Source organism: Sphingomonas natans, assembly GCF_030546695.1.
Classification (GTDB): domain Bacteria; phylum Pseudomonadota; class Alphaproteobacteria; order Sphingomonadales; family Sphingomonadaceae; genus Sphingomonas_I; species Sphingomonas_I natans.
Genome location: NZ_JAUOTP010000001.1, coordinates 295,371 through 315,946, shown reverse-complemented (window position 1 = coordinate 315,946; position 20,576 = coordinate 295,371). Strand labels below are relative to the sequence as shown.

Annotated in this window: 17 protein-coding genes; 7 read left to right on the top strand and 10 right to left on the bottom strand. The window is 66.2% G+C overall.

All coding sequences use genetic code 11. The features are described from left to right. Positions 1–143: 143 nt before the first annotated feature. From Q4F19_RS01520 to Q4F19_RS01510, 3 genes are all read right to left on the bottom strand, one after another. Positions 144–740 (bottom strand): hemerythrin domain-containing protein, encoded by a 597-nt coding sequence (locus Q4F19_RS01520; protein ID WP_303539375.1) that lies wholly within the window; start codon positions 738–740, stop codon positions 144–146. Between the two features lie 54 nt (positions 741–794). After that, the gene (locus Q4F19_RS01515; RefSeq protein WP_303539374.1) at positions 795–2,834 is read right to left on the bottom strand and encodes an NAD(+) synthase; all 2,040 of its coding nucleotides are present in this window, start codon (positions 2,832–2,834) and stop codon (positions 795–797) included. 167 nt (positions 2,835–3,001) lie between these two features. After that, entirely contained in the window at positions 3,002–3,694 is a 693-nt protein-coding gene (locus tag Q4F19_RS01510) for an endonuclease/exonuclease/phosphatase family protein (protein WP_303539373.1), read from the bottom strand. 266 nt (positions 3,695–3,960) lie between these two features. On the opposite strand from Q4F19_RS01510, the gene Q4F19_RS01505 reads away from it, so the two are divergent. After that, entirely contained in the window at positions 3,961–7,371 is a 3,411-nt protein-coding gene (locus tag Q4F19_RS01505; protein ID WP_303539372.1) for a TonB-dependent receptor, read from the top strand. Positions 7,372–7,678: 307 nt separating this feature from the next. After that, the gene (locus Q4F19_RS01500) at positions 7,679–8,203 is read left to right on the top strand and encodes a hypothetical protein (RefSeq protein WP_303539371.1); all 525 of its coding nucleotides are present in this window, start codon (positions 7,679–7,681) and stop codon (positions 8,201–8,203) included. A gap of 16 nt (positions 8,204–8,219) precedes the next feature. On the opposite strand, the gene Q4F19_RS01495 is transcribed toward Q4F19_RS01500, so the two are convergent. The 7 genes from Q4F19_RS01495 to Q4F19_RS01465 form a co-directional block, all read right to left on the bottom strand. After that, entirely contained in the window at positions 8,220–8,705 is a 486-nt protein-coding gene (locus tag Q4F19_RS01495) for an SH3 domain-containing protein (protein WP_303539370.1), read from the bottom strand. A gap of 5 nt (positions 8,706–8,710) precedes the next feature. After that, a complete protein-coding gene (locus Q4F19_RS01490) occupies positions 8,711–9,247 on the bottom strand; it encodes a peroxiredoxin (RefSeq protein WP_303539369.1) in 537 nt (178 codons plus the stop codon). A 48-nt stretch (positions 9,248–9,295) separates the two neighbouring features. Continuing rightward, positions 9,296–10,051, bottom strand: coding sequence for an ABC transporter ATP-binding protein (locus Q4F19_RS01485; RefSeq protein ID WP_303539368.1), 756 nt, complete (start codon positions 10,049–10,051; stop codon positions 9,296–9,298). After that, positions 10,051–10,848, bottom strand: a complete 798-nt coding sequence (locus tag Q4F19_RS01480; RefSeq protein WP_303539367.1) for an MlaE family ABC transporter permease — start codon at positions 10,846–10,848, stop codon at positions 10,051–10,053. The genes Q4F19_RS01485 and Q4F19_RS01480 overlap by 1 nt, the downstream gene beginning before the upstream one ends. 76 nt (positions 10,849–10,924) lie before the next feature. Then, positions 10,925–11,998, bottom strand: coding sequence for an alanine racemase (gene alr / locus Q4F19_RS01475; RefSeq protein ID WP_303539366.1), 1,074 nt, complete (start codon positions 11,996–11,998; stop codon positions 10,925–10,927). 13 nt (positions 11,999–12,011) lie between these two features. Then, positions 12,012–12,914 (bottom strand): LOG family protein, encoded by a 903-nt coding sequence (locus Q4F19_RS01470; protein WP_303539365.1) that lies wholly within the window; start codon positions 12,912–12,914, stop codon positions 12,012–12,014. A 48-nt stretch (positions 12,915–12,962) separates the two neighbouring features. Continuing rightward, on the bottom strand, positions 12,963–13,604 hold the full coding sequence (locus tag Q4F19_RS01465; RefSeq protein WP_303539364.1) for an extensin family protein: 642 nt from the start codon (positions 13,602–13,604) through the stop codon (positions 12,963–12,965). A 286-nt stretch (positions 13,605–13,890) separates the two neighbouring features. On the opposite strand from Q4F19_RS01465, the gene Q4F19_RS01460 reads away from it, so the two are divergent. The 5 genes from Q4F19_RS01460 to Q4F19_RS01440 all read left to right on the top strand — a co-directional run bounded on the left by Q4F19_RS01460 (position 13,891) and on the right by Q4F19_RS01440 (position 20,372). After that, a complete protein-coding gene (locus tag Q4F19_RS01460) occupies positions 13,891–15,090 on the top strand; it encodes a phosphoserine transaminase (protein WP_303539363.1) in 1,200 nt (399 codons plus the stop codon). 120 nt (positions 15,091–15,210) lie between these two features. Then, entirely contained in the window at positions 15,211–16,785 is a 1,575-nt protein-coding gene (gene serA, locus Q4F19_RS01455; protein WP_303539362.1) for a phosphoglycerate dehydrogenase, read from the top strand. Positions 16,786–16,936: 151 nt separating this feature from the next. Next, positions 16,937–18,046 (top strand): ATP phosphoribosyltransferase regulatory subunit, encoded by a 1,110-nt coding sequence (locus Q4F19_RS01450; protein WP_303539361.1) that lies wholly within the window; start codon positions 16,937–16,939, stop codon positions 18,044–18,046. A 196-nt stretch (positions 18,047–18,242) separates the two neighbouring features. Next, the gene (locus Q4F19_RS01445) at positions 18,243–19,532 is read left to right on the top strand and encodes an adenylosuccinate synthase (RefSeq protein ID WP_303539360.1); all 1,290 of its coding nucleotides are present in this window, start codon (positions 18,243–18,245) and stop codon (positions 19,530–19,532) included. 228 nt (positions 19,533–19,760) lie between these two features. Then, positions 19,761–20,372 carry a GNAT family N-acetyltransferase gene (locus tag Q4F19_RS01440; RefSeq protein ID WP_303539359.1) on the top strand — a complete coding sequence of 204 codons (612 nt, stop codon included), beginning with the start codon at positions 19,761–19,763 and terminating at the stop codon, positions 20,370–20,372. The last annotated feature ends 204 nt before the right edge of the window (positions 20,373–20,576 follow it).

The following is a 20,576-nucleotide window of genomic DNA, read 5'->3' as shown; positions in this document are numbered from 1 at the left end:
AAATCCACTCTCCCTCGTCTGCGAAAATCTCGGTCTCTATGTGGGCGGCGGGCGGCGGAGGGGCAAGGGATGCCTTACCTTCCCAAACGACGAAGCCCGCGCGATCGCTCGCACGGGCTCCGAGGTCGGCAGGAGCGCCAGGATCAGGCGATCTTGAGGCCTTCCTTGTTCATCTGCCCCGTGAGTTCCTTGTTCTTCTCCGGGCTGAGCTTGGCCTTGAGGCGGGGAAAGAGCACGTCCTCCTCCTCGCGCATATGCTTCTCGATGTCGGCGCGGAACGCACGGATCTTCTCGGGAAAGCCGGGCGAATTGTTCGGCATCTCGCTCAGATCGTACAGATACTGCTTCACGTAACCGTGATCTTTCGTGAGCTGATCGGCGGCTTCCGCATCGCCCGCATCGCGCATCGCCGGATAGACGATATTGCCTTCCTGCAGGTCATGCTTGGCCAGCGCATGCTTGAGCTGCATCAGCAGGAAGCCCCGCTTGGTCGTGTTCTTCTCGGTCGTGGCCTCCAGCGCGTCGAAGATCTTGAGCGTGGCGACATGCTCGGCGGCGAGCGCCTCGTCCCAATCGCCCGCGAGCATCGTCGGCGCCTGGACCGCGAGCTTGCGCGCGACATTGGCGGCCAGGCCGACCGCGATCCCCGCCGCTGCGGCGCCGATGACCGCGCCGGTCGCATATTCACCGGCCTTGCTTGCGGTGCCGGGCTTGGTCTTGGTCTTCGCTGCAGTCGCCATGATACGCCTCCTGAATTACTTCGCCCGGTTGAACGTGCGAGCGGCGTAAAGGCTTCACATCGAACGCAATTGATCCAGCCACGGCATCGCGACGCCGTCTGACGGCGCACGCCAGTCGCCGCGCGGGCTCAGGCTCCCGCCCGCCGAGACCTTCGGCCCATTGGGGATCGCCGATCGCTTGAACTGGCTCGTCTGGAAGAAACGCCGCAAAAACTCCTCCAGCCACCGCTTGATCGTATCGAGATCATAAGCGTGGCGTTCCTCGTCCGGAATCCCCGCCGGCCACTCCCCCGCGGCCGCATCCCGCCACGCATGCCAGGCGAGGAACGCCACCTTCGTCGGCGCCAGACCATAGCGAACCGTGTAGTGCAGGAAGAAATCGTGGAGCGCATACGGCCCGATCCGCGATTGCGTGCTCTGGATCGCGCCGTTGGCATCCGCGGGCACGAGCTCGGGTGAGATTTCCGTGCCGAGGATCGCCGCCAGCACCCGATCGGTCTCTCCGTCGAACTGCCCGCTGCGCACGCACCAGCGGATCAGGAACTGGATCAGCGTCTTCGGCACGCCGGCATTAACCGCATAATGGCTCATCTGATCGCCGACACCATAGGTGCACCAGCCCAGCGCCATCTCGCTGAGATCACCCGTCCCGATGACGAAGCCGTGGCGATCATTGGCGAGGCGGAACAGATAATCGGTGCGCAGCCCAGCCTGCACATTCTCGAACGTTACGTCATAAACCGGCTGCCCGCTCGCGAACGGGTGGCGCAGATCGGCCAGCATCTGCTTCGCCGCGGGACGAATATCGAGCTCCTCGGCGGTGATGCCGAGCGCGCGCATCAGCGCCCAGGCATTGGCCTTGGTCTCGTCGCCCGTCGCGAAGCCCGGCATCGTGAAGCCGAGGATCGTCTCGCGCGATCGCCCGAGCCGGTCGCACGCCTTGGCCGCGACGATCAGCGCATGCGTCGAATCGAGCCCGCCCGACACGCCGATGACAAGCGTCCGCGCCCCCGTCGATTGGATGCGCTTGGCGAGCCCTTCCACCTGAATGTTGAACGCCTCGTAGCAATCCTCGTCCAGCCGCGCCGGATCTGTGGGCACGAACGGGAAGCGCGCCACGTCGCGCCGCAGCCCGACATCGGCATAATCGGGCGTATGCGCGAAGCCGATCCGCCGGAAGCGCGTCTCGGGATGCCCCTCGGCCTCCGCGCAATCGTTGAACGTCCCGAAGCGCATCCGCGCCTGCCGCAGCCGGCCGACGTCCACGTCTGCGATCGTCAGCCCGGCCTCGTGATCGAACCGCGTCGAGGCGGCGAGCTGCGTCCCCAGTTCGTGAATCATCGCCTGCCCGTCCCACGCGAGATCGGTCGTGCTCTCGCCCGTCCCCGCCGCCGCATAGACATAGGCCGCGCACGCTCGCGCCGATTGCGACGCGCCGTACAGATCTCGCTCGCGCGCCTTGCCGATCACGATGTTCGAGGCGGAGAGATTGCAGAGGATCAACGCGCCCGCGAGCGCCCCGCGCGAGGACGGCGGGATCGGCGCCCAATAATCCTCGCAGATCTCCGCATGGAACACGAAGTCGGGCAGGTCGTCCGCGGCGAAGATCAGGTCCGTCCCGAACGGCGCCACCTGCCCCGCTACCGCGATCTCGAGCCCGACGCAGCCCGCGCCGGGTGCGAACCAGCGCTTCTCATAATATTCGCGATAATTGGGCAGGAAGCTCTTGGGCACGACCCCGAGGATTCGCCCGCGCGCGATCGCCAGTGCCGTATTGTAGAGCCGCCCGTTGCGCCGCAGCGGCGCGCCCACGAGCAACACCAGCTTCAGCCCCACGCTCGCCTCGACAAGCCGGCCGATCCCAGCCTCGACCGCATCGAGCAAGGCATCCTGCAGCAGCAGATCGTCGATCGCGTAGGACGACACGCCCAGTTCCGGAAAGACGATCAGGTCAACCGCCGCCGCGTCGCCCTGCCGCGCCAGATCGATGATGCCCTGCACGTTCGCGGCGACATCCCCCGCCGACGCGGTCGGCGTCGCCGCCGCGACGCGCACGAAGCCCTGGCCATGGATCGAGAGAAAACGGTCGTTCATGCCGTAGCCTTAGCCCGTTCGCCCCGAGCTTGTCGAAGCCAGAGCGCTGAGATCCCTCATCGTCATCCTGAACTCGTTTCAGGATCCATGAACCGACATCACCGCGTCGCTGACGGAAAGGTCGGGGAATGGATGCTGAAACAAGTTCAGCATGACGGTCGCTCGGCTCAAAGCTTGAGCTTCGCCCAGATCGGCAGATGGTCCGAAGCCGTCCGCGCCGTCAGAGAACTGTGCACCCCGCTCGCCTCGACGCGCACCCCGCCGCCGATGAATATCCGGTCGAGCCGCCCGACCGGCCGCCGCACCGGGAAGGTCGGCCCGAGCGGCACATTTTCATGATGCACCCCGAAATCCTGCAGGCAACCCTGGCGGGGCCGCCATTCGTTGAGATCGCCGCACAGGATGATCGGCGCAGTACCGCCGTCCGCGACCTGGGCGAGGATCGCATGCGCCTGCTTGCGCCGCCACAGGCCCGACAGATCGAGGTGCATCCCCACCACGCGCAGGCATTTGCCGCCGATCCGCAGATCCGCGCGCACCGCGCCGCGCGGCTCCAGCGTCGGGATCGTCAGCGCATCGCACCCCTCGATCTCGACCAGGCCCGTGCGGATCAGGATCGCGTTGCCGTGCCAGCCCATGCTGGCGCTGCGCCGCGCGATCGGCACGGGCCGGTAATGGCCGTGCTCGGCGAGCATGTGAAACGGGATTGCCGCCTCGCGCGATCCGAAGCGGCGGTCCGCTTCCTGCAGCACGACGATGTCCGCGCCGATCTCTTCCAGCACCTCTAGGATGCGATCCGGCCGACGACGGCGATCCGCCGCTATGGCCTTGCGGATATTGTAGCTCGCGATCGTCACCATGTCGGGAGAAGCCGTGGCGCCGGAAAATCGTTCCGGCAAGTGCCCCATGGCCCGCCGTGTCCGCGTTAGAGGTGCGGCAAACATACCACATATGACAAAAAAGCTAACGGGAGCGCCCCCACCGCCGCCGGTGTGTTTCACGCTTGTTGCAGCGCCAAACGCAAAAAATTACAGCGGTGACACGGGGGGCAGCAGCGACAGAGCGTCATCGTTCCGTAATCGCCAGCTGACATGCGCCCCGTAACGTTCAAAGGGGATTCACAATCATGAGAAATCTGTTCGTCGGCTGCGCGCTCAGCGCCTTGGTGGCGACGGCCGCATATGGCCAGGAAACCACGTCGACGATTCGCGGCTCCGTGACCGCATCGGGCGCTCCGGTCGCAGGTGCGACCGTCGAGATCGTCGATGTAAATTCCGGAACCCGCTCCACCACCGTCACGGCGACTGACGGTAATTTCAACGCCAACGGCCTGCGCGCGGGAGGACCCTACACGGTCACGGTCCGCGCCACCGGCTATACGGATGCATCGGTCACGGAGATCCAGACCGTTGCCGCCCAGACCTTTAGCTTGCCGATCGAGCTGCAGCCGTCCGCAACCGGCGGCAGCGACGAGATCGTCATCACCGCGGCCAAGCTGCCGAACGCGCGCACCGTCAGCCAGGGACCGGCGACGGTCCTGAACGCGGCCCAGATCGCCAACGTTGCCTCGCTGAACCGCGACATCCGCGATCTTTCACGCCGCGATCCGTTCGCCCGTCTCGACGATACGCCGACCGGCGGTCGCGCGATCAGCTTCGCCGGCCAGAATGCCCGCTACAACCGCTTCTCGGTCGACGGCGTCGCAATCACCGACAATTTCGGCCTGAACACGGATGGTCTTCCCAGCCGCCGCTCGCCGATCCCGTTCGATGCGATCGGCCAGTTCCAGGCCAAGGTCGCTCCGTTCGACGTGCGCGAAGGCAATTTCCAGGGCGGTTCGATCAACATCGTCCTGAAGTCGGGCACCAACGATTTCCACGGCACCGGCTTCTACGCCCGGTCGGGCGACGAGTTCGTCGGCGACAAGACCAAGAACCTCTCGGTCAACGTCCCGAACTTCAAGGTCGAGAATTACGGTGCCGAGATTGCCGGCCCGATCATCAAGGACAAATTGTTCTTCATGATTGCCGGCGAGCGCCTGCGCGGCGGCCGTCCGATCGCCGAAGGCACGCCGGAAACCAACTCCGGTACGGTCATTCCCGGCATCACCCAGGCACAGGTCGATCAGATCTCGCAGATCGCGCAGACCGTCTACAATTATGACACGGGCGGCGTTCAGCAGAGTTCGGGCGACAAGGATGATCGTCTCGTCGCCAAGATCGACGCCAACCTGTCCGATACGCAGCGTCTCGCGCTGACCTACACCTATGCGAAGGACCAGATTAACCTTCTCAACAACACATTCACCACCGCGCCCTTCGGCCTCGGCCTCGCGTCGAACGCCTATATCCAGGGCAACCGCCTGCACACGGGCGTCGGTCAGCTGAACTCGGAATGGTCGGACAGCTTCTCGACCGAAGTTCGCGGCTTCTACAAGAATTATGTCCGCATCCAGGATCCGCTGCTGGGCCGCGGCTTCGCGCAGTTCCGCGTCTGCACCAACCCGACCAACCCGGCGGGCGGTTCGCTGACGGCCTGCGACAACAATGCGGGCGTCGTCTCCTTCGGTCCGGACAATTCGCGCCAGACCAACCAGCTCAATTCCGAGACGTGGGGCGGTGCCTTCCAGGCACGCCTGACGATGAACGATCATGATCTGCGCGTCTTCACCGAGATGGCCCGCGTCACGGTCTTCAACTCGTTCCTGCAGAACAGCGCCGGCAATTATTACTTCGACTCGATCGCGGACTTCCAGAACCGCCAGGCGGGCTCGCTCGCTTACGGCAATGCGATCCCGACGCTGGTGCCGGACGATGCCGCGGCGAAGTTCAAATATCAGAGCTACGTCTTCGGCATCATGGACTCGTGGCACGTCACGCCGGAGCTGAACGTCAGCTACGGCGCGCGCTACGACCTCTACGGGATGCCCAGCCGCCCGGCGCGCAGCGCCGCTTACGCCGCGCGCTACGCCAATGGCGCCTATGTGAACGGCGTGCTGACGCAGGTCGGCGACAATACCGAGAATATCAGCGGCCTCGGTCTCTTCCAGCCGCGCCTGGGCTTCGACTGGAAGCCGGTGTCGCGCGTCAACATCCGCGGCGGCGGCGGCATCTTCGGCGGCGGCACTCCCGACGTCTATGTGTCGAACAGCTTCTCGAACACGGGCGTCCTGACCAACTCGATCTCGAGCAACCGCACCTCGGCCACCAATCTGGCGGCCGTCACCTGCACCACGCTGACCGCCGCCGGCGCCTGCGCCGCCGCGCTGAACGGCGTCACCGGGACGACGATCCCCGGTGCCGTCAATGCCGCACTGACCAACGCGACGGTCTCGACCGCCTCGACGGTCAATGCGCTGTCCAAGAACTTCAAGATCCCGTCGCAATGGCGCGCCACGATCTCGGCCGAATATACGGCCGATCTCGGACCGCTCGGCGACAATTGGACGTTCGGCGGCGACCTTCTCTACTCGAAGGTCCGCAACCAGGTATATTTCACCGACATCCGCTCGACGCCGATCCTGACCGGCGCCAACGCGCTCACGCCCGACGGCCGCCAGCGTTATGCCAACGTGATCGATGGCGCGGGCAGCACCAACACCAACACCGACATCCTTCTGGCCAACACCAAGAAGGGCCGCACCTACATCGCGATCGCCCGCTTCGATAAGAGCTGGGATTTCGGCGTCAGCATTAACGGCAGCTTCACCTATCAGGACGTGAAGGACGCAGCACCGGCGACCTCGTCGACCGCAGGCTCGAACTATTCGAACGGTGCGTTCGTCGATCCGAACAATGTCGCCTACGGCATCTCGAACGATCAGGTTAAGTACTTCTTCAAATATGGCGTGAACTTCGATCACGCCTTCTTTGGCGATTACAAGTCGACGATCGCGCTGTTCGGCGAGACCCGCATCGGCCATCCCTACAGCTACACGTTCCAGGATTTTGGCGGCACCCGCTCGGCGGTGTTCGGCACGACCGGCGTGAGCTCGGGCACGGGCACGGGCGGCAATCGCTACCTGATGTACGTGCCGACCGTGAACGACCCGCTCGTCCAGTATAGCAGCGAAGCCTATCGCACGGCGCTGAACCAGTTCATCGACGCGACCGGGCTCAGCAAGTATCGCGGCAAGGTCGCGCCGCGTAATGCCTTCCACTCGAAGTGGTTCACGCGTTTCGATATCCATCTCGCACAGGAAATCCCGACCGGCCTCGGCAGCTCGCGGATCACCCTGTTCGCGGACATCGAGAACTTCACGAACTTCATCAACAAGAACTGGGGTCAGCAGCGCGAGTACGTCTTCCCGTACAACGTCGCCGTTACCCGCGTGCAGTGCCTGACGACCACCGGCAACGCGACGCCCACGGGCACCGCCGCACCGACCGGAACCGTCGCAGCTTCGGCCGCGCAGGCCTGCGCCCAGTATCGCTACTCGCCGACCGGCGGTGGCGCTGCGTTCACCAACCCGGCCGATCAGGTCTATGTGAACCAGTCGCTCTATTCGGTTCGGGTCGGCGCACGCTTCAGCTTCTGATCGGACACGTCCGAAGTGGGAATTGGCCGGCGGGGGATGCTCCGCCGGCCTTTTCTATGTCGACGGGGCCGAGCCCGTCGCGACGGCCAAGCCAACGCGCGATGCTCCGCCGGCGCGCGGACATGATAGGAGCGACTCTTCGGCTGCTGGCCTGGCTCCTTGTGAAGCTACGGACGACGGGATGATGCGGTGCCGCCTTCCGATCCGTCTCGCGTCGCGCGCCGTTGCCCTGTCGCTGGTCCTGGGCATCGCGACCGGCTGTCCGCCGGCCCGAAGCGAGCGTCCCGCCGTCCAGGATCCAGGCACGTTGAAGGATATCGTGTGCCGGCAGCACGCTTTCGTCCGGCCCGGCGACGGCTTCAGCCTGATGGCGATCCCGGCGCCGAAGCGGACGAACGCGAGCGGCGTGCTCCTCCTGATCAATTGCTCCGATCAGGATATCGTGAGCCTGCGCGATCCCAGCCGCTCGCCAAGGCATGTGAGGGAGTTCATCTACCAGCCCGAACGGCACGCCCGGCTTCGTCACGACCCGAACGATTATCGGATCCTGAACTTCAACGAAGCCCCGCATAACAATAGCTTCGAACATATAGCTTACGCGAAGAGTCAGGATTGGGCGGGGCCCGTGTGTCTACCGCGAACTGGAGCTGACGACCGCGGACCGGGAGTTCCCGAAGGCCCGGCATATCGTCAACTTCACGCTCGATATCTGCCGAAACCACATATTGGCGCTTCTGGGACCCGGACCGCCGTCAACCGTCGAGAATGGAGGACGAACCACGCCCTGACGCTCTTTGCCCGCAGGGCGACCGATGACATCGCGCCGGCTTGACGTCAGCCCGCCGCTGTCACTCGATCCGTTCAGCCGGATCGGTCCCCCACATGGCATCCTCGTGGATCCAGCCCTTGCGTTCGCCGATCTCGATCCGGCACCATGTGCCGTCGCATTTCGAGATACGCCCGACCACGCCCGCCTGCGCCTGCCAAAGCAGGGCCGCGCCGTCATTCGGCTCGGCGCGGATCGGTCGATAGCCGTCGCCTGTCACCACCGCCGATCGGCGCGCCGCCAGCAGGATCGCCAGCATCCAGCCGGTCGCGCCGTCCATGTCCTGCACGCGGCGCCACGCGCCGTGAACCTGGACGACGCGCACCGGCAGATCGCGGCGCTTGTACAGCCAGATGCCCGGATAACTGCGATCGGGGCCCGAGCGCATCATCGCCTGCCCCGCCGCGATCGACGCCCAATAGGGCACCGCCCGCTCCTGCGCGACGACGGGCGCGGCGACGCTCGCCGCCGCCGCGGATACCGCCAATGTCATGCCGAAGCGCCGCATGCCCGTCAGGCCGGATGGGTTTCCAGCCAGGCGAGCACCTTGTCCGGTGCGCTCTCGCCATACGGATCGTCGTCCAGGCCCTGATCGTTGATGCCCGGTTCCTCGAACCAGCCGGTGATCTTGCCGTCGTCGACGATCATCGCATAGCGCCAGCTGCGCTCGCCGAAGCCGACATGGTCCTTGCGGATCAGCATGCCCATGCGCCGCGTGAAATCGGCCGAGCCGTCCGGCAGCAGCTTGATCTTGTCGACGCCGAGCTGCTTGCCCCACTGGTACATCACGAACGCGTCGTTGACCGAGATGCAATAGACGTCCGAGACGCCCTGCTTCTGGAAATCGGCGAAATAGCGCTCATAAGCCGGGCATTGCTCGTTCGAGCAGGTTGGCGTGAACGCGCCGGGCAGCGAGAAGACGACGATGCGCTTGCCCGCGAAAATGTCGCTGGTCTTCACGTCCTGCCAGCGGAACGGGTTCGGTCCTTCGACCGTCTCGTCGCGGACCCGCGTCTTGAAGACGATATCCGGTACGTCGCGTCCGATCATCACTGAAGCTCCCGTTGCTGATTCACATTTGGATCGGGACCGTCCGCTTTACTGGATCGGCCCTTCGGCACGCCCCTGAACGAACTGATCTACATAGGGGTTGCCGCTGTCGTACAAACGATCGCGCGGCCCCCGCCAGATGATCTTGCCCTCGTAGAGCATCGCCACGCGGTGCGCGATCTTGCGCGCGGAGGCCATGTCGTGCGTGATCGTCAGCGCGGTGATGCCCAGATCGTCGACGAGGCTGACGATGAGATCGTTGATGACGTCGGCGCGGATCGGATCGAGGCCGGTCGTGGGCTCGTCGAAGAAGATGATCTCGGGGCGCGGCGCGATCGCGCGGGCCAGCGCCACGCGCTTCTGCATCCCGCCCGAAAGCTCGCTCGGCCGCAGGTCCAGGATCCGGGCGGGCAAGCCCACCCGCTCCAAATTCTCTTCCGCGATTTTGCGCATCCGCGCGCCGTCGATCCGCTGGCCGTGCGTCAGCGCGAAGGTCACGTTGCGCCAGATCGGCATCGAATCGAACAAGGCCGATCCCTGGAACAGCATCCCGAACTTGGCGCGGATCCGCTCCAGCCGCGCGCCCTTCGCGCCGACGATCTCCTCGCCGTCCAGCAGGATCGATCCGGAATCGGGCTGGAGCAAGCCGAGGATGCACTTGAGCGTCACCGATTTGCCGCTGCCCGACTGGCCGATGATCGCGAGGCTCTCGCCCTTCTCGACGGTCAGGTTGACGCCGTCGAGCACGGCCCGCCCGGCGAAGGACTTGCTGAGCCCATCGAGGACGATCTTGGCCTCGGCCATCAGCCGAATACCATCGCGGTGATGAGGAAGTTCGAGCCGAGGATCAGCATGAACGCCGAGACGACCGCCGTCCGCGTCGCATTGCCCACGCCGGCCGCACCACCGCCCGCGCGATAGCCATGGTAGCAGCCCATCAAAGCGATGAAGAAGCCGAACACGGCCGCCTTGACGAGCGCCATCTGGAAATCGTCCCAGCTGACGAAGCGGCGCGTGACGTTCAGGTAATTCGCCGAATTGAAGCCGAGCTTCTGCACCGCGAGCAGCCAGCCGCCGAAGATGCCGATCGCGTTGGCGACGAGCACCATTAGCGGCAGCGACAGGATCGCCGCGAACAGCCGCGGCGCCATCAGATAGCGATAGGCATCGGTGCGGAGCGTCGCGAGCGCATCGAGCTGCTCGGTAACGCGCATCGTCCCGATCTCGGCCGCCATCGCCGACGAGACCCGCCCCGCCACCATCAGCCCGACCAGCACCGGCCCCAGTTCGCGGACGATGCCGATCACGACCACCGCCGGCACGGTCGATTGCGCCGAGAAGCGCGATCCGGCGGTGAAGATCTGCTGCGCCAGCGCTGCGCCGGTAAAGACGGCGGTGAGCCCGACCACGGGCAGCGAGAACCAGCCGATATGCGCGATCTGCTCGGCGAAGCGGGCCGGATAATAAGGCGGCGTCAGCCCGCGCGAGATCGTCAGCCCGGTGAAGCGCGCGACGCGGCCGATCGCGGCGAGCAGCCCGATCAGGCTGCGGCCGATCGCGGCGAAGGGCAGGACGAGCATGTTGAGGGGCGCGGCGGTCATGAACGTCCCCGCATAGCGGCGCGGCCCGCGCCACCGCAACCGCTTATGCTATAAGCGCGACAGGCTGCGCGCGCGCTCACCGCCATCGCCGCTCGAAGCGATCGCCGAGCCCGGTCAGCAGTTCATATTGCGAAAGCCCGCTCGCCTTGGCAAGACGCGGCAAATCGTAATCGAGCGCGATCCATTCGCCCTCGCCGGCGCCGTCCGCGTCGGTCGCGTCGAAGGCGAGCAGATCCATCGAGACGCGGCCGATGACCGGCAGCGCGGCATCCGCGATGCGCCCCATGCCCGAAGGCCCGAGCGCGCGGAGGAAACCGTCCGCATAGCCGATATTCGCGATCGCCACGCGCGTCGGCCGCTTTGCCGTCCATGTTGCGCCATAGCCGACGCTCTCGCCCGCTGCGATCTCGCGCAGCTGGAGGATCTGCGCCGAGACGCTGACCACCGGCGCGATCCCGGCTGAGCCCGGCGCCGCGATCCCGCCATAGAGCGCCAGTCCCGGCCGGGTCAGGTCGAAGCCATAATCGGGCCCGAGCAGCACGCCCGCGGAATTGGCGAGGCTGCGTCGCCGCGCGCCGATCCGCCCGGCAATCCCTGCGAAGGCGCCAAGCTGCCGCGCGTTCATCGGATGCTCCGGCTCGTCGGCGCAGGCGAGGTGGCTCATCAGCGTCTCGATGCCAAGCCCGTCGAGCAGGCCGGACGTAGCCTCCGCGACGCTCAGCCCGAGCCGGTTCATGCCCGTATCGACCATCACGTCGCACGCGCCCCCGCCGCCCACGCGCCAGCGGCGCACCTGCTCGGCAGTGTTGAGGACCGGCCGCGCCGGATGTGCGAGCGCCACCGCCATATCCGCCTCGCGCGGTCCGTGCAGCACCGATAGGGCCACGCCTTTGGGCAAGGTGCCGAGCCGCTCGGCCTCGTCCCAGGTCGCGACGAAGAAATCGCGGCAGCCCGCCGCCGCCAACCGCGTCATCACCGCGCGCGCGCCCAGCCCATAGCCATCCGCCTTGATCGCCGCGCCGCAGGCCGCACCCGGCGTGCGCGCCGCGAGCCAGCGCCAGTTGGCAACCAATGCGGCGCCGTCGAGATCGAGACGAAGGGGAGCGGACACGCGCCGGCCGATAGCCGCTCGCCCGTCCGGCGTCACCATCGCGGCGTCCCGATCAGTGCTTCTCGCCGCGGCCCTTGCGGAAGCGCTTCTCGGTGTAGCGCTGATAGTAATCCTGGACATAGGCCCAGCCTTCCTCGGCGGTCTCGCAATAATGGATCAGGTCCAGATCCTGCGGCGCGACCACGCCCTCCTCCACCAGCGCATCGAAATCGACGACGCGGCTCCAGAAGTCCTTGCCGTAGAGGATGATCGGAATGACCGCCATCTTGCCCGTCTGGATCAGGGTCAGCAGCTCGAAGAACTCATCGAACGTGCCGAAGCCGCCCGGGAACACCGCCACCGCGCGCGCGCGCATCAGGAAGTGCATCTTGCGCAGCGCGAAATAGTGGAAGTTGAAGCTCAGGTGCGGCGTCACATAATCGTTCGGCGCCTGCTCGAACGGCAAGGCTATGTTGAGCCCGACCGTCTCAGCGCCGACATCGCGCGCGCCGCGATTGGCCGCCTCCATGATCGAAGGCCCGCCGCCAGAGCAGACGACGAACTGGTGCTTTCCGTCCTCCTCGCCGCCCTCGCGGCTGGCGATCTGCGCGAGCTCGCGCGCGACTTCGTAATAATGCGATTTCGCCTTGAGCTTGCCCGCGATTCGCTGCTGCGTCTCGGTCTTGGCGGCATCGACGATCGCGTCGGCCTTGTCGGGCGCGGGGATGCGCGCCGATCCGTAGAAGACGAAGGTCGATCCGATGCCCGCTTCGTCCAGCAGCAGTTCGGGCTTCAGCAATTCGAGCTGGAAGCGCACCGGGCGCAGATCGTCGCGCATCAGGAATTCGCTGTCCGCGTAAGCGAGCCGGTAAGCCGGATCGGAGGTCTGCGGCAGCACGCCCGCGGACCGCGCGGCGGCCGCATCGTCCTTCGCCTTGGGGAAGACGCGCTCGGGCAGTTCCTGCTTCTTGGCCATCATGCAACCTCTGGGGGCGGGGCATGCCCGCCGGAAAAACGCGCGTCGTTAGCGGCAATAACGGCCCATGCCCATGTCAAAATGCATGTGGTCGCGGTGATAGGCGTTGGCGTCGGGCCCCAGCACGATGTTGAAGCGCTTGCACGCCGCCTGATGCACCGCGCGAAGGAACGCCCGCGCCTGGGGATCGGGCCCGTTCCAGTCCTTCAGCACCGTAATCCGCCGCCCGCCCTGCAAGACGAACGCGGCGATATCGACCGCATTGGCCTTGCCATGTTCGGACAGATCGGCGCCCTTCACATTGTTCTTCGGCCGACACGCGAAGGTCCCGAAACTCTCTATCTTCACGACCGGCTTGCCCAACGTCGTCTCGGCCTGCTGCGACACGGTCTGGCGGACCCACTGCATGAAGGGCAAAGCCGTCATGCACTTCATCGCGCCGAGATTGGTGATGGGAATGCCGATCGCGACGAGCTTTATCGCATGAGTCGCCGAGCAGCCATTGGCGAAGGTCCGATCGGGCAGCGGCTGGACCTGTACGTCGAGCTTGCCGACCTCGGCCATGCACTGGCGATAGGCGCGCGCATCGTCCGGCGGCGCGGCGGCGCGACGCGGACGCGGGCCGCCGCCGCAGCCGGACAGCAGGATGGTGAGAAGAGAAAATACGGCGATGGCGGAAGAGAGGCGCACGCCGTCTTGTGGCAGGCGGAGGCCGACACGTCACTGCCCCGCGTCTCGTCGAACGAGCCCGGTGCTCCTGCGAAGGCCCGAGCGTTGCGCGAAAGGCGGTCCGCTGGCCGACAGCACTCCGGCCTCCGCCGGAGCACAGCCGCACTTCGTTTTCGTTTCCGGCAAATTTATCCGCCTCGCGAAGGAATCCACCGCAACCGCGTTGACAGGCCACGCTGCGCGTCTATTCCCGTCAACGGGCCACGCGGTCCCAACGCCGCGCGTGCTCTCTGTGAGGAGAGTCTACATGACTGATATTGCCACTTCGGCTGCCACGTTGGCCGCCGCGACTTCCGCGCTTCCGGACAAGCCGGATCTCAAGCCGGCCCGCCCCTTCTTCTCTTCCGGCCCCTGCGCCAAGCCGCCCGGCTGGCATGCCGACGGGCTCGCCACCGCCAGCCTCGGCCGCTCGCATCGCTCCAAGATCGGCAAGAGCCGCATCGTCCATGCGATGGAGCTGACCAAGCGCATCCTCGGCATCCCCGACACGCACGTCCTCGGCATAGTCCCTGCCTCCGATACCGGTGCGGTCGAGATGGCGCTCTGGTCGATGCTCGGCGCCCGCCCCGCGACGATGATGGCGTGGGAGAGCTTCGGCGAAGGTTGGGTCACCGATGTCGTCAAGCAGCTCAAGATCGACGCGAAGGTCGTCAAGGCCGGCTATGGCGAAATTCCCGATCTCGCCGCGACCGATTGGTCGACCGACGTCGTCTTTACCTGGAACGGCACCACTTCGGGCGTGCGCGTGCCGAACGGCGACTGGATCGCCGACGATCGCGCCGGCCTCTCGATCTGCGATGCGACCTCGGGCGTGTTCGCGGCGGACCTGCCGTGGGACAAGCTCGATGTGACGACCTTCTCGTGGCAGAAGGTTCTCGGCGGCGAAGGCGGCCACGGCGTGCTTGTCTTGGGACCTCGCGCCATCGAGCGGCTCGAAAGCTATCAGCCCGCCTGGCCGCTCCCCAAGATCTTCCGCATGACGAAGGGCGGCAAGTTCAACGCCTCGATCTTCAAGGGCGACACGATCAACACGCCCTCGATGCTCGCGGTCGAGGACGTGATCTGGAGCCTCGAATGGGCTTTGGGTCAGGGTGGCCTCTCTGCGCTCATCGAGCGGGCAGATGCCAATGCCCGCGCGCTCGACGCTTGGGTGGAAAAGACGCCGTGGATCGAGCATCTCGCGGTCGATCCGGCGACGCGCTCGAACACGAGCGTCTGCCTCAAGTTCGCGCCGTCCGCGGTCGAAGGGCTCGACGAGGAAGCGCAGCTCGCGCTCGTCAAGAAGATCGCCAGCCTGCTGGAAGCCGAGGACGCCGCATACGACGTCGCCGGCTATCGCGATGCGCCTCCGGGGCTTCGCGTCTGGTGCGGCGCCACGGTCGAGACCGCCGACATCGAGGCGCTCGGCCCCTGGCTCGACTGGGCCTTCCACGCCGCACGCGGCTGACGGCCCCGCCGTGCTCCGGCGAAGGCCGGAGCGCTGTAGGCACCCGAACACACTCGATCGTCCAGCGCTCCGGCCTGCGCCGGAGCACACCATTCTACTTTTATTCCCTTAGGAACAGCCATGCCCAAGGTACTGATTTCCGACAAGATGGATCCCCTCGCCGCCAAGATCTTCCGCGAGCGCGGCGTGCAGGTTGATGAGATTACCGGCAAGACCAAGGACGAGCTGATCGCGATGATTGGCGAGTATGACGGGCTCGCGATCCGCTCCTCGACCAAGGTCACCAAGGACGTCCTCGCCGCCGCGAAGAACCTCAAGGTCGTCGGCCGCGCCGGCATCGGCGTTGACAATGTCGACATCCCCTCGGCCTCGGCCGCAGGCGTCGTCGTCATGAACACCCCCTTCGGCAATTCGATCACGACCGCCGAGCACGCCATCGCGCTTATGTTCGCGCTGGCCCGCGATCTGCCCGAGGCCGACAAGTCTACGCAGGCGGGCAAGTGGGAGAAGAACCGCTTCATGGGTGTCGAGGTCACGTCCAAGACGCTCGGCCTGATCGGTGCGGGCAATATCGGCTCGATCGTCGCCGATCGCGCGCGCGGGCTGAAGATGAAGGTCGTCGCCTACGATCCGTTCCTGACGCCCGAGCGCGCGCTGGAAATGGGCGTCGAGAAGGCCACGCTCGATGAGTTGCTCGCGCGCGCCGACTTCATCACGCTCCACACGCCGCTGACCGATCAGACGCGCAACATCCTTTCGGCCGAGAATCTCGCCAAGACCAAGAAGGGTGTGCGCATCATCAATTGCGCGCGCGGCGGGCTGATCGACGAGGAGGCGCTGAAGGCCGCGCTCGACAGCGGCCATGTCGGCGGCGCCGCGCTGGACGTGTTCGCCAAGGAACCCGCCGAGGCGAGCCCCTTGTTCGGCACGCCCAACTTCATCTCGACGCCCCACCTCGGCGCCTCCACGTCCGAAGCGCAGGTCAACGTCGCCATCCAGGTCGCCGAACAGATGGCCGATTTCCTCATGTCGGGCGGCGTCACCAACGCGCTCAACATGCCGAGCCTCTCGGCCGAGGAAGCGCCCAAGCTCAAGCCCTATATGGCGCTCGCCGAGCGGCTCGGCCGCCTCGTCGGCCAGTTGCAGGGCGATGCGATCCAGTCGGTCGCGATCGAAGTCGAGGGCGCCGCCGCCGAGCTCAACCAGAAGCCGATCACCGGCGCGGTGCTCGCCGGGCTGATGGGCGTCTATTCGCAGACCGTGAACATGGTCAACGCGCCGTTCCTCGCCAAGGAGCGCGGGCTCGACGTGCGCGAAGTGCGCCACGATCGCGAGGGCGATTACCATACGCTGGTCCGCGTCACTGTCGGCACCCCGAACGGCGAACGCTCGGTCGCGGGGACGCTCTTCGCCAATGCCGAGCCGCGCCTGGTCGAAATCTTCGGCGTGAAGGTCGAGGCGGATCTCGCGGGCGAAATGCTCTATATCGTCAACGAGGACGCCCCCGGCTTCATCGGTCGGCTCGGCACGACGCTCGGCGAAGCGAGCATCAACATCGGCACCTTCCACCTCGGCCGCCGCGCCGCCGGTGGCGAAGCGGTTCTCTTGCTCTCGGTCGACCAGCCGGTCGGCCCCGCGCTCGAGAAGCTGCGCGCGCTGCCGGGCGTGAAGTTCGTGAAAGCGCTGAGCTTCTAGGCCCCTCCCCACCCACCCGTTCATGCTGAGCTTGTCGAAGCATCGTCCTTCTTTCCAGGAAGGACAGTCCTTCGACAGGCTCAGGACCAACGGATAAAACCGTCGATCGCGGGTAGCATGCCCGTGAAACGACGCTAAAGCGCCTCGCGATATGACCATCCCCGCCGGCCTCCTCCCCGAAGGGCTTCGCGATCGCCTCCCGCCCAGCGCGGAAGCGGCATCGCGGCTCATGCACCGCACGATCGTCGCGATCGGCCGGCACGGTTATGCGCGCGTCTCGCCGCCGCTCGCCGAATTCGAGGAGAGCCTCGTCGGTCGGTTGAAGGCCGCGCGTGCGCAGGATCTGCTGCGGATGGTCGATCCCGTCTCGCAGCGCATGCTCGCGCTCCGCCCCGACATGACCGCGCAGGTCGGGCGCATCGCCGCCACGCGCCTCTCGCACGCACCCCGCCCGCTGCGCTTGGCCTATGGCGGCCAGGTCGTGAAGCTGCGCGCGACTCAGCTTCGCCCCGAACGCGAACTCGCCCAGGTCGGCGCCGAACTGATCGGCCGCGACACCGTCGCCGCCGCGATCGAGATCCTTAACGTCGCGCTCGATGCGCTCGCGGCGGCCGGCGTCACCGATGTGACGATCGACCTCACCTTGCCCGATCTCGTCGATACGCTCGCGTCCGGCGCCTTGCCGTTGCCCGCCAGCCGCGCCGATGAGGTGCGCGAATTGCTCGACGCCAAGGATGCCGGCGCGCTGGCCGCGGCCGGCGCCGAGGCCTATCTGCCCCTGCTCTCCGCCTGCGGCCCGATCGACACCGCCCTCTCGAAGCTCCGCAGCCTGAACGGCCTCGAGATCCTCGACAGCCGCCTGCTCGCCATCGAGCAGATCGCCGCCGCGATCGGCACGCGCGCCACGCTCACGCTCGATCCCACCGAGCGCCACGGCTTCGAATATCAGAGCTGGATCGGCTTCTCCTTGTTTGGCGAGGGGCTGACCGGAGAGATCGGCCGGGGCGGCAGCTACGCGCTGATGCATGACGACGGCACCGAGGAGCCGGCGATCGGCTTCTCGCTCTATCTCGATCCGCTGGTCGATATCGGCCTCGGCACCGAACCCGCGCGGCGTATATTCCTCGCGCTCGGCCACGACGCGGCGACCGCGGCGCGTCTCCGCTCCGAAGGCTGGACGACGATCGCCGCGCTCGGCGAGGACGACGCCCCCGCCGATTGCTCGCACATCCTCGAAACGGACGGCCCGCGCGCTTTCTGACAACCCGCGATTCGCTCCTGTTCTTCCCGAGCGAGGTCGTTTCGTCCTCGTCCCGCGCGCTCCGGTTCCTTGACACCGCTGCCCCCGCCCGGCACTGGCGCCCCCGCACTGCCGCGCGCAGATCCTGTCCCGTCCGATCGTCGAGTCCTGTCGAAGGGCGATCCGGATCCGCTTCGGCAGGCGGAGACTCATATCCATGGCTAACGTGACCGTCATCGGCGCCCAGTGGGGCGATGAGGGCAAGGGCAAGATCGTCGACTGGCTCGCCAGCCGCGCCGATGTCGTCGTGCGCTTCCAGGGCGGCCACAATGCCGGCCACACGCTCGTCGTCGGCGATCAGGTCTACAAGCTGAGCCTGCTGCCATCGGGCATCGTCCGCGGCACCTTGTCGGTGATCGGCAATGGCGTCGTCCTCGATCCCTGGCACTTCCGTGATGAGGTCGCCAAGCTCGAGGGTCAGGGCGTCAAGATCAGTCCGGAGACCTTGCAGGTCGCCGAGACCTGCCCGCTCATCCTCCCGCTGCACCGCGATCTCGATGGTCTGCGCGAGGATGCGAGCGGTGCGGGCAAGATCGGCACCACGCGGCGCGGCATCGGCCCGGCTTACGAGGACAAGGTCGGCCGCCGCGCGATCCGCGTCTGCGATCTGGCGCATCTGGACGATCTCGGCCCCCAGCTCGATCGCCTGTGCGCGCACCATGATGCACTGCGCGCCGGTTTCGGCCAGCCGCCGGTCGATCGCGAGACGCTGATGGCGGATCTGCGCGAGGTCGCCACCTTCCTGCTACCTTATGCCCGCCCCGTCTGGCGGACGCTGGACGAGGCGAGCGCGCGCGGCCGGCGGATCCTGTTCGAAGGCGCGCAGGGCGTATTGCTCGATGTCGATCACGGCACCTATCCGTTCGTCACCTCGTCGAACACGATCGCGGGCACCGCGGCGGGCGGCTCGGGCATGGGTCCTTCGGCGGCCGGCTTCGTGCTGGGGATCACCAAGGCCTATACGACGCGCGTCGGCGGCGGCCCCTTCCCGACCGAGCAGGCCAATGATGTCGGCGAGCGGCTCGGCACGCGCGGCCACGAATTCGGGACGGTCACGGGGCGCAAGCGGCGCTGCGGCTGGTTCGATTCGGTGCTCGTCCGCCAGGCGGTCGCCGTCTCCGGCATCACCGGCATCGCCTTGACCAAGCTCGACGTCCTCGACGGGTTCGACCGGCTCAAGATCTGCGTCGGCTACAAGCTTGCCGGGCGCGATTACGATTATCTCCCCCCGCATGCGCGCGATCAGGCGCTGGCCGAGCCCGTCTATGAGACGATCCCCGGTTGGTCCGAATCCACCTATGGCGCGCGCAGCTGGGCGGATCTGCCGGCCCCCGCGATCAAATATATCCGTCGGATCGAGGAGCTGATCGGCTGCCCGGTGTCGCTCGTCTCGACCAGCCCGGAGCGCGAAGACACGATTCTCGTGCGGGATCCCTTCCGGGATTGATCGCAGGCCGAAAAGCGGCGCTACATGCCGGTGCCGCGGCGCTTTCGAGCAATAAGCGGCTAGATAGGCGTCGCCTCTTGCGGTGTCGGGTCGATTGGGATTGATTACCCTTGGATGACAGCGCGAAGCCCAAAGCTCGCGGATCGTCAGCTGGGCGCTTCGGGGGACGCGCCTGACCAGGGGAAGTGACGTCGTGATCGATCGGACCAATGCTGCAGGGGCTATCCGATGTGGTCGGGCAATCGGCCCGCGACCGGTGCGCGCTCGTCCGAAATGATGGTCGAGGCGCCCTGGATCGCGTCCGGGCTGACGATCCGCCCCGCGCGTCGCGATGAGGTTCCGGCGCTCGAATCGCTGATCGCCGTCTCTGCGCGCATTCTGAGCCGCGGCTTCTATTCCGAAGAGGAGACCGAGGCGGCGATCTCGCATGTCTTCGGCGTCGATACCGATCTCGTCGATGACGGCACGTATCTCCTCGTCGAGCAGGACGGGCAATTGCTCGGCTGCGGAGGCTGGAGCCGCCAGCGGACCTTGTTCGGCGGCGATCGCTTTGCGGCGCGGACGCCGGGCTTCCTCGATCCCGCCAGCGATGCCGCGCGCATCCGCGCCTTCTTCGTCGCGCCCGAGGCCGCCCGCCGCGGCGTGGGCGCTGCCTTGCTTGCCGCCTGCGAGGATCGTGCGCGCAATGCCGGCTTCACGCGTACCGCGCTGATGGCAACTTTGCCGGGCGTCCCGTTCTATGCGCGCCACGACTATGTCGCGGGAGAGCCGATCTCGCAGCGATGCGGAGACATATCGGTTTGCTTCGTTCCTATGTCTAAAGAATTGTTGCGGATATGACACAATCGAGCGAGGAATCGACGAGCTTGATCGTAGCTGACTCTGGACTTGCTTGCGGGATCGGGAAGTTTAGATAGCTTGAGTTGTCGTATATGTAGCTGCTATTTTACACCGCACCAGGGGGCTGGTGCGCGATAGAGATCGGCTGTCGTGCCGACGATTGGGGATGTCCTGGAAAGGCCTTAGGCTCAACGGGGGATTACT

Excerpts from the sequence above, each read along its gene's own strand:
- Q4F19_RS01520 (WP_303539375.1), bottom strand. The coding sequence starts at position 740 with ATGGCGACTGCAGCGAAGACCAAGACCAAGCCCGGCACCGCAAGCAAG.
- Q4F19_RS01515 (WP_303539374.1), bottom strand. The coding sequence starts at position 2,834 with ATGAACGACCGTTTTCTCTCGATCCATGGCCAGGGCTTCGTGCGCGTC.
- Q4F19_RS01510 (WP_303539373.1), bottom strand. The coding sequence starts at position 3,694 with ATGGTGACGATCGCGAGCTACAATATCCGCAAGGCCATAGCGGCGGAT.
- Q4F19_RS01505 (WP_303539372.1), top strand. The coding sequence starts at position 3,961 with ATGAGAAATCTGTTCGTCGGCTGCGCGCTCAGCGCCTTGGTGGCGACG.
- Q4F19_RS01495 (WP_303539370.1), bottom strand. The coding sequence starts at position 8,705 with ATGCGGCGCTTCGGCATGACATTGGCGGTATCCGCGGCGGCGGCGAGC.
- Q4F19_RS01490 (WP_303539369.1), bottom strand. The coding sequence starts at position 9,247 with ATGATCGGACGCGACGTACCGGATATCGTCTTCAAGACGCGGGTCCGC.
- Q4F19_RS01485 (WP_303539368.1), bottom strand. The coding sequence starts at position 10,051 with ATGGCCGAGGCCAAGATCGTCCTCGATGGGCTCAGCAAGTCCTTCGCC.
- Q4F19_RS01480 (WP_303539367.1), bottom strand. The coding sequence starts at position 10,848 with ATGACCGCCGCGCCCCTCAACATGCTCGTCCTGCCCTTCGCCGCGATC.
- alr (WP_303539366.1), bottom strand. The coding sequence starts at position 11,998 with ATGGTGACGCCGGACGGGCGAGCGGCTATCGGCCGGCGCGTGTCCGCT.
- Q4F19_RS01470 (WP_303539365.1), bottom strand. The coding sequence starts at position 12,914 with ATGGCCAAGAAGCAGGAACTGCCCGAGCGCGTCTTCCCCAAGGCGAAG.
- Q4F19_RS01460 (WP_303539363.1), top strand. The coding sequence starts at position 13,891 with ATGACTGATATTGCCACTTCGGCTGCCACGTTGGCCGCCGCGACTTCC.
- serA (WP_303539362.1), top strand. The coding sequence starts at position 15,211 with ATGCCCAAGGTACTGATTTCCGACAAGATGGATCCCCTCGCCGCCAAG.
- Q4F19_RS01450 (WP_303539361.1), top strand. The coding sequence starts at position 16,937 with ATGACCATCCCCGCCGGCCTCCTCCCCGAAGGGCTTCGCGATCGCCTC.
- Q4F19_RS01445 (WP_303539360.1), top strand. The coding sequence starts at position 18,243 with ATGGCTAACGTGACCGTCATCGGCGCCCAGTGGGGCGATGAGGGCAAG.
- Q4F19_RS01440 (WP_303539359.1), top strand. The coding sequence starts at position 19,761 with ATGTGGTCGGGCAATCGGCCCGCGACCGGTGCGCGCTCGTCCGAAATG.